Genomic DNA, 8,412 nt, shown 5'->3' on the forward strand with positions numbered 1-8,412 from the left:
CGCGCTGGCCACCACTGCGGTACTGCCCGCACACCGTGCCGCCGCACCTCCCGCCTCTCCCACGTCTCTGCCGGTCCTGGATCCGGTCGCCCTGCGGGCGGCGATCGACGACCTGGAGCATCCGCCGTCGACCGCGGCCCAGTTGCGGGTCGGCGGCACGGCCGGCCGCTGGCACGGCACCTCGGGCGTGGCCGACATCAGGACGCGACGGCCGGTGACGGCGCGGGACAAGGTACGGATCGGCAGCGTCACCAAGGTGTTCGTCGCCACGGTGGTGCTGCAACTGGTGGCCGAGGACCGGCTCGGACTGGACACGCCGGTGCGGCGCGTCCTGCCGGAGCTGCTGCCGACCCGGTTCGCGGCCGTCACCGTGGCGCACCTGCTGAACCACACCAGCGGATTACCGGACCACGTCGGCATCCCCGAACCGGAGACCGCGGAGGACGTCTTCCGCCACCGCTTCGACCACTGGACACCGCAGGAGTGGGTGGCGACGGCGACGCACGGACCGCTGAAGTTCACCCCGGGCACCCGGCAGGAGTACCGCGGCATCAACTACGTACTGGCCGCACTGATCATCGACAAGGTGACCGGCCGCCCGTACGGGGAGGCCGTCGCGGCCCGCATCCTGCGCCCGCTGGACCTGGCGCACACCGTCGTACCCGGCGACGACCCGCGCATCCGCGGCCGGCACGTGCACGGCTACCTGGCGATGGCCGACGGCGGCCTGCGGGACATCACCGCGTACGACCAGTCGTCCACCCGGGGCGAGGGCGACATGATCTCCACCACGGGCGACCTCGACCGGATGCTGGTCGCACTGTTCTCCGGCGAACTCCTCCCGCCCGAGCTGCTCCACCTGATGTTCACCCTGCCACCGGACGACGTGCGGATGCTGGACGGCTCCCCGGCCCGTTACAGCACCGGGCTGCAGCAGGCCACCGTCAACGGCGTGACCCTCTGGGGCAAAACCGGCGAGAAGTACGGCTACAAGAACGCCGCGTTCTCCACTCGTGACCAGCAACGGCGCTTCGTGCTCGCCTACCACCCGACGACCGCCCGCAACGGCGAGGAGAGCCGGATGATCGCTCGGGTCGCCGACCTGCTCACCCGCCCCTGAGCACCGAGGGCCAGGCGATCTGAGGTCCACCGGAAAAGTAATCGGCCGGGCCCACAGCGGGGCCCCGGTGCGGCATCGACTGGCGCGCGTTGGCGCGTGTCGGCATCCGCTGGTGTCCGTCTGCCCGGGACTTATCGTAAAACCCCAGGTCACAGCCCTGTTTTGGAACGGATCCGGTTCCCGTCCGCCTCCGCCGTCCGACCCGCGGAGATGCCGGTTCCGTGGAGCACCGGCGGGGCACCGCCGCCCACAGCACCACTGCCCGCGTGAAGCAGCGCGCCGGTGAACCCGGGACCAGGCGCACCACCAGGTACGACGGGTGGCCGGAGCGACGAGGCGGACCTTCCTCAGTCGTCGAGCAGCCGCCATGCGGTGAGGGCGAGCTTGGCCCGTGTCAGTCCCGTGGGCTCGGTGAGGTCGATGCCCAGGGTCTTTCCGATCTGTTCGAGCCGGCGGGCAACGCTGCTGTGGTGCAGGTGGAGAAGGTCGGCGGCCCGGCGCAGGGAGCCGGTGACGCAGTAGGCGTCCAGGGTCTCGACGTCTTCCCGGCTGTCGGCGATCCGGGCGATCGCGGTCACGTCGGCGTTGTCCCGCACGGCGTCCGGCGGCACCTGCGCGAGCAGCGCCAGCGCCCCCAGGCCGTCGTAGTGGACGACCGGTCGGCGCGGGGTGGTGAAGCGGAGGGCGGTGCGGGCTTCCCGCCAGGACAGGCCGGGGTTTTCGGCGGCACCGATGCCCGCGCGTACGCCCGCCGGAAACCGGGCCGGGTCCACGGTGGTGGCCAGGATGACGCCCACGTCGGCGAGCGGTGCCGCCTTCACCGGGCGGGCCGGACAGAGCAGGCCGCCGACCTGGTCGAGCGGAAGCCGCGACCGTACGGCGACGACGCGGACCGGCAGATCGGCGGCGAAACCCAGGAGCCGCAGCGCCCGGGCTCTGGCCGCCTCGTCGCTGTCGGAGCTGATCACCAGTTCGACGAGGGCGGGGTCGGCCATGGTGGTGCGGGCCGGGCCGTACCGCTCGGCGACCGCCGCGGCGGCGATGGCGAGCCGGTCCAGCAGCAGTTCGTCGAGCGGGCCGGGCGCGCCGGGGCGTTCCAGCCACACCGCGCCGATCTCCTCCTCATCGAGGGTGATCGGTGCGGTGGTGGACGCCGCGGTGGACGCCGTCGGCGGTGAGGCGGACGCTTCCCTGCCGTCGGGCGACATGCGGATCGCCCGTCCCGTGCCGTGGAGCCGGATTCCGGTCACGCACTCGGCCAGGCCCGCCGAGGCGCGGGCGAGCGCCGGGAGGTCCACCCGTCGGCGCATCAGCGTGTCGTAGAACGCGACGACGCGGATCGCGCCGTCGACGTACGGATCCAGTCCCGACAGCCGCACGGCCAGTGCCTCCATGGCAGAAGGATGGCAGAGGGGGAGGAGGACGGGGGCGCGCCGATCGGCGCGTGATCGGGGCGGGATGCGCGACGGAAGGCGGGTGACCCCTTGCGGGGGTGGCCGTGAGGATGGCCGTCATGGATCCCGAACTCGAAGCGTTCATCCCGTTCTTCCCCCCGGCCGACCTGACCGACCCGTTCACCGCGCGCAAGAACCTCGCCGAGTTGGCCGCCGCGGTGCCGAGACCGGACACCACGGACATGGAGGTCGAGGACCGCATGGTGCCCGCCGACCCGGACGTGGCGGTACGGATCTACCGCCCGCGCCAGGCGCAGGGCGCCGTCGTCTGGCTGCACGGCGGCGGATTCGTCATGGGGGACCTGGACACCGAGCACCCGTGGGCCACCCGGATCACGGAGGGCTCCGGCGCGGTGGTGATCTCGGTGGGCTACCGTCTGGCCCCCGAGCACCGGTTCCCGGCGGCCCTGGACGACGCCTACGCCGTACTGGCCTGGACGGCCGAGCACGCGGCCGAACTCGGCATCGACCCGGCGCGGATCGCGGTCGGAGGCCACAGTGCCGGCGGCGGGCTTGCCGCCGCGGTGGCGTTGCGGGCGCGTGACGAGCAGGGGCCGGCGGTCTGCTTCCAACTGCTCAACCAGCCGGGGCTCGACGACCGGCAGGAGACGTGGTCGGCACGGAACTTCACCGACACTCCCTGGTTCAACCGCGACAAGGCCGCCGCGGCGTGGCGGCACTACCTGGGCTCCCGGCCCGCCACACCGTACGCCGCCCCCGCGCGGGCCGCCGACCTGTCCGGCCTGCCCCCGGCCTACATCGCGACCGCCGAGTTCTGTCCGAACCGCGACGAGGGCATCGGCTACGCGCTGCGCCTGCTGCAGGCGGGCGTGCCGGTCGAGCTGCACCAGTGGCCCGGCACCTTTCACGGGTCGCAGGCGATCCTGTCCGCCGAGGTCTCGCAGCGGCAGAACGCCGAACTCGGCGCCGCCCTGCGCCGCGCGCTGGCCGGGTGAGGCGGTCGCGGCCGGCCAGGCCGGCCACCCCTCGCGCCACAACCCACCAGATGAATGATCACCGAGGAAAGGACCTCCCGGCATGACCGTCACCCCGATCGACCTCTTCGCCTCCTTCGTCCACCTCGACCGAGGCGGCCGGGCGCGCGCCGAGCAGCCGGTGTTCGACCCCGAGCGGGACGGCTGGCAGTTGACGGCCTTCCACGTGGAGACCGGCGCCGACGTCCACGCCGACCACTGGGAGGTCCACTCCGACGCGGACGAGGTCGTGTCCTGCCTCACCGGCGGGATACGCCTCTACTTCCGCCCGGAGCAGCCGGGAGAAGAACAGGAGGAGGTCGAACTGGCGGCCGGAACCGCGGTCATCGTGCCGCGCGGGCGGTGGCACCGCATCGAACTGGACACCCCCAGCGACATCATGTCCGTCACCGTGCCACGTGGCAGCCGCCTGGAGAAGCGGGCCGAGGCCTAGACCGGGGCCCCTCGCCCGGCCGCCACCCGCCGTCCGGGGCCCGACGGGGTTTCGGGAGCCGTTCCGTCAGCGGGGGTGAGGTCCGTCCGCCCGAGCGGGCCCTCGCGCCAGCGGGCAGCGCGCACCCGGGCAGCGTGCGCCGCCCGCGCCTCCGGCGCCGCCGCGGCTTCCCCACGAACTCCCCTCGCGCACCTCTGTGACCACCACGGTGCCCGCAGCGGTCCTGCGAGGAGTGGAGGACCACCGCGGCGGGAGTACGCCGCGGCCGGGCACCCGGGCCCGGAGGAGTTCGGGCTGACCGTCACCCCTCGCGGCCGGCGGGTGTGGCTGCGCGCCCCGGCCTGTCCCGTCCTCCCCGACCGCGCGGCGGTACGGGCGCAAGGTCCGCCGGCGCACTCCCGCCACGCGTCCATCCGGCGGTCCCGGCCCGGGGCGGTCGGGTCCGTCCGGCCGGTCCGCGCGGCGGCGGGAACCGCGCGACGGGACCGGAGCGGTGCGGGGGCGGGACCTGCGGGGCGGAAGGCGTCCGATTCGTGACGCGTTCCGTACAACCGAACACCCCGGTCCGGTCGTCTGACTCCACCGAGGAGGCGGCGTCCCGGGCGTGCCCCGCAACCGCCCGCCTCCTTGAGCGCGTACCGCCGGACGCGGCCGGCACCCGGCCGCCGCGGGGCGGGTACGCGGGGAGGGAGACGCACAACCATGCGCATACCAGCGGCCAGGAGCCGCAGACTCGGGGCGCTGTTCGCCGCCGCGGCGGTGGCCGCGCCCCTGGCCGTCGCGGTCGGCGCCGCCCCGGCACACGCGGCGCCCGCCTGCACCACGAGCACCGGCCCCTACCAGAAGCAGGTCGAGGGCTTCCTCGGCCTGAAGGTGGACGGCAGGCAGTCCGCCTCCGACTGCAAGGCCATCCAGGCCTTCCAGACCAAGCACGGCATCTCACCCAACATCGGCTACGCCGGTCCCATCACCTGGGGCGTGATGGACCTGATGAACAAGCAGAAGGCGGCCGGGAAGAACCCGAACAAGGCCGGCAAGTGCCCGACCGACAAGGGCCGCATCGCCTGCGTCGACCTCACGCGCCAGTTGAGCTGGATCCAGGACGGGAAGAAGCTCGTCAAGGGCCCCGTCCCGGTGCGCACCGGACGCAACGGGTACGAGACGCGCACGGGCGCCAAGAAGATCTACTGGCGCAACAAGAACCACTGGTCGACGATCTACGACGTGGCCATGCCCTACAGCCAGTTCTTCGACGGCGGGCAGGCGTTCCACTCCATCAAGGGCAGCGTGTGGTCGCCGCCGGGCTCGCACGGCTGCGTCAACATGCGTTCCGCGGACGCCGCGGCGTACTGGAGCCTGCTGAAGAACGGCGACGACGTCTACGTGTACGGGCGCAAGCCGGGTACCTGACCGGCGGTGCACACGACGCCCGGGCGACCGCGTCACGGCGGGGCCCGGGCGTCGTGCGTCCGCGGCGGCGCGGGGGGCCGGGCCCTCAGGCCGGTGCGGAGCCCTCGCCGGAGCCCTCGTCGGGAGCCGGCGCCCCCTCCGGCCCGCCGCCCAGCGTGCCGGCGCGGCGGCGCAGGACGACGGCGGCGGCCGCGGCGCTCGCCACGAGGCCGGCGGTCGTCACCCAGGGGCGGTTGAGGCGGTGGCCCAGCAGGTGGTCCAGCGAGTAGCGTCCCGGGCCGGCGACGCCCAGGCAGGTGGCGACGAACCCGAGGAAGGCCGGGTACTCGAAGCCGCCCTCGGTGACGAAGAAGCCCGCCGGGGCGTGCACCGACACCGCTCCCGCCATGGTTCCCGCGACCGCGGCACCCGCGGCCGGTGTGGCCAGCCCCAGGGCCAGCAGCGTGCCGCCGCCGGCCTCGGCCAGTCCCGCGGCCAGCGCGCTCGCCCGGCCGGGGGTGAAGCCCATCTGCTCCATCGCCCGCCGGGTGCCCTCCAGGCCGTGCCCGCCGAACCATCCGAAGAGTTTCTGGGCGCCGTGCGCGAAGAGGACCCCGCCCGCGCCCGCCCGGAGGGCGAGCAGTCCCAGGTCGCTGCGGTTCGCCAGGGGCACGGTGATCACCTCTCCACGTCCGGCTCCCTCCCCAGCCTGGCCGCCGCCCGCGGGGCGCACCACCGGGGCGGTCCGTTCGGGGCGGGCCGCCCCCTCGGAAACCCTCAGGGAGTGGCCGGGCCGCCGGCTGCGCCGGTCCGTTCGCAGCGGCGCAGGGTGCCGTCCAGGCGGACGGTCAGACCGCGCGCGTCCAGGTGTTCCAGCAGGGGGATGACGACCCGGCGCGTGGTGTCGAGCGCGCGGCGGGCCTGGCTGGTGGTGAACGGCTGATCCAGCCGGGCCAGGAGTTCGGCGGCCCTGGTGTCGGCTCCGGGCAGCAGCACGATTCCGTCCCCGATCCGCAGCAGGGCGCCGGCGGCGACGGCGGCGGCGACCGCGTTCGGGGTCAGGCCGAGTTCGGCCAGCCGGTGGGCCTCGGGGGCGCGGAAGGGCGCGCGGCGCAGCTCCTCGCGCACGGCGTCGACCGCGGCCCGCACCCGGGGCGGGAGGCGGGGACGGGAGCCGCTGCCGTGGAGGCGGCCGTCGCGCCGCTCCAGGCGGGGCCCGGTCTCCGGGGCGGTGTCCGCGGGGGCGTCCACCAGGGCGTGCACCAGGGCGCGGTCGGGCAGGCCGAGGGCCCGGCGGGCGGCCTCGACGGGCAGTCCGGGGTCCATCGGGTGCCGGGCCGCGTGCTCCTCGACCGCCCGGACCAGGCGCCGCCGCAGCGCGGCCCAGTGGGCGGGGTCGGCGAGCCAGTCCCCGGCGACGGGCTCGGCCGGGGGCGGCACGCCCATGGCCAGCAGTTCCGTACGCCGCACCAGCCCGCGGCGGCGCAGTTCCGCCGCGCCGTCCGGCGCTCCGGTCGCCGTCTCCAGCTCGCGGGCGCGGGCCCGTCCCGCGCCGCGCCGCTCCAGCCGCGGCGGGCGGACGTCGAGCACGGTGAGCCCGGCGGGGCTGCGGTGCCGCCCGGGGTCGCGCAGCAGCGCGGTGTCACCCACCCGCAGCGGCAGCGGGTGCTCCAGGGTCAGCCGGGCGGTGTCGGCGCCCAGCGGCCGTACGGTGACGGGGACGGCCGCGGAGCCGGCGTGCAGGACGAGGTGCCGCGGCAGGTCGGCCGCCGGGTCGCCGCGCAGCCGCACGTCCACCAGATCGGTGGTGAGCCAGCGGCCGGGGGTGAGGAGGGCGTCGCCCCGGCGGAGGGCGTCGGCGGCGACGCCGTGCACGTTGACCGCGACGCGCGCGACCGCGCCCACCTCCTCGCGGTCCTCCTTGAGGGCCTGCAGGCCGCGCACGCGCACCGGCCTGCCGCCGCCGGAGGCCTGGTGCGAGGCCAGGGCGAGGCGGTCGCCGGTGCGGAGGGTGCCCGCGGCGAGCGTTCCGGTGACCACGGTGCCGCGGCCGCGCACGGTGAACGCCCGGTCCACCCACAGCCGTACGTCGGCGGCCCGGTCCGGCGCGGGCAGCGCGGCGGTCAGCCGGGCCAGTGCCGCGCGCAGCTCGTCCAGGCCGGCGCCGGTGACGGAGCTGACGGGCACGGCCTCGACGCGTCCGAGCGAGGTGTCGGCGATCCTGGCGAGCGCGTCCCGGCGCGCCGGGGCCGGGTCGGCGAGGTCGCTGCGGGTGACGGCGAGCACGCCGTGCCGCACCCGCAGGGCGTCCAGGACGGCGAGGTGCTCCTCGGACTGCGGCTGCCAGCCCTGGTCCGCGGCGACCACCAGCAGGACGGCGGGGACGGGGCCGACACCGGCCAGCATGTTGCCGACCAGTTTCTCGTGGCCGGGGACGTCCACGAAGGCGACCTGCTCGCCGCCGGGCAGCCGCGTCCACACGAAGCCCAGGTCGAGGGTGAGGCCGCGGCGGCGTTCCTCCTCCCACCGGTCGGGTTCCATGCCGGTGAGGGCGCGGACCAGCGCCGACTTGCCGTGGTCGACGTGTCCGGCGGTGGCGATGACGTGCACGCCCGGCTCACCTCCCCCGCCCGGCGGTGCCGCTCCGGGCGGGCGGGGCCGCCCGCCGTACGGCGTCCGCCACGGTCGCGTCGTCCTCCTCGGGCACGGCGCGCAGGTCCAGCAGGCACCGCCCGCCCTCGACGCGTCCCAGCACGGCGGGGGTGCCCCGGCGCAGCGGCGCGGCGTACTCCTCGGGCAGGGACACGGCCGCGCTGGGCAGGACGACGCCGGGGGCGCCGCCGCCGCCGACCGCGGCCTCGCTGTCCGCGGCGCGGGCGTCGACGCCCGCGCCGCGGAGCCGTCCGGCGAGGTGCTCGGCGCGCTCCCGCAGGCGCCGGGGGTCGGCGTGCAGCATGGTGCGGGTCGGGGTGGCGGGGCCGCGCACCGTGGCCTCCAGCGCGGCCAGCGTCAGCTTGTCCA

7 protein-coding genes and 1 pseudogene are annotated in these 8,412 nt (G+C 75.6%); 4 read left to right on the forward strand and 4 right to left on the reverse strand.

The annotated features are described in order from the left end of the window. Nucleotides 1-4: 4 nt before the first annotated feature. A complete protein-coding gene (locus VE546_RS25700) occupies nucleotides 5-1,120 on the forward strand; it encodes a serine hydrolase domain-containing protein (RefSeq protein ID WP_414720588.1) in 1,116 nt (371 codons plus the stop codon). A 347-nt stretch (nucleotides 1,121-1,467) separates the two neighbouring features. Here the strand turns inward: VE546_RS25700 and VE546_RS25705 are convergent, their stop codons facing one another. Beyond that, the gene (locus VE546_RS25705; RefSeq protein ID WP_324926391.1) at nucleotides 1,468-2,514 is read right to left on the reverse strand and encodes a helix-turn-helix domain-containing protein; all 1,047 of its coding nucleotides are present in this window, start codon (nucleotides 2,512-2,514) and stop codon (nucleotides 1,468-1,470) included. Between the two features lie 119 nt (nucleotides 2,515-2,633). Here VE546_RS25705 and VE546_RS25710 point away from each other — a divergent pair, with 119 nt between their 5' ends. The 3 genes from VE546_RS25710 (at nucleotide 2,634) to VE546_RS25720 (ending at nucleotide 5,412) form a co-directional block, all read left to right on the forward strand. After that, nucleotides 2,634-3,530, forward strand: a complete 897-nt coding sequence (locus VE546_RS25710; protein WP_324926393.1) for an alpha/beta hydrolase — start codon at nucleotides 2,634-2,636, stop codon at nucleotides 3,528-3,530. Between the two features lie 82 nt (nucleotides 3,531-3,612). Continuing rightward, nucleotides 3,613-4,002 carry a cupin domain-containing protein gene (locus VE546_RS25715; RefSeq protein WP_324926395.1) on the forward strand — a complete coding sequence of 130 codons (390 nt, stop codon included), beginning with the start codon at nucleotides 3,613-3,615 and terminating at the stop codon, nucleotides 4,000-4,002. A 702-nt stretch (nucleotides 4,003-4,704) separates the two neighbouring features. Beyond that, the gene (locus VE546_RS25720; RefSeq protein WP_324926397.1) at nucleotides 4,705-5,412 is read left to right on the forward strand and encodes a L,D-transpeptidase; all 708 of its coding nucleotides are present in this window, start codon (nucleotides 4,705-4,707) and stop codon (nucleotides 5,410-5,412) included. A gap of 85 nt (nucleotides 5,413-5,497) precedes the next feature. Here the strand turns inward: VE546_RS25720 and VE546_RS25725 are convergent, their stop codons facing one another. The 3 genes and pseudogenes from VE546_RS25725 to VE546_RS25735 all read right to left on the reverse strand — a co-directional run. Next, nucleotides 5,498-6,064: a DoxX family protein gene (locus VE546_RS25725; protein WP_324926400.1), complete on the reverse strand. Its 567-nt coding sequence runs from the start codon at nucleotides 6,062-6,064 to the stop codon at nucleotides 5,498-5,500. A gap of 104 nt (nucleotides 6,065-6,168) precedes the next feature. Further along, complete coding sequence (selB, locus tag VE546_RS25730; protein ID WP_324926399.1) at nucleotides 6,169-8,001, reverse strand: selenocysteine-specific translation elongation factor; 1,833 nt, start codon at nucleotides 7,999-8,001, stop codon at nucleotides 6,169-6,171. A gap of 7 nt (nucleotides 8,002-8,008) precedes the next feature. Then, nucleotides 8,009-8,412, reverse strand: a pseudogene (locus VE546_RS25735) (L-seryl-tRNA(Sec) selenium transferase); the annotation flags it as partial.

The sequence above is a fragment of the Streptomyces sp. genome, from assembly GCF_035644915.1.
Classification (GTDB): Bacteria; Actinomycetota; Actinomycetes; order Streptomycetales; family Streptomycetaceae; genus Streptomyces.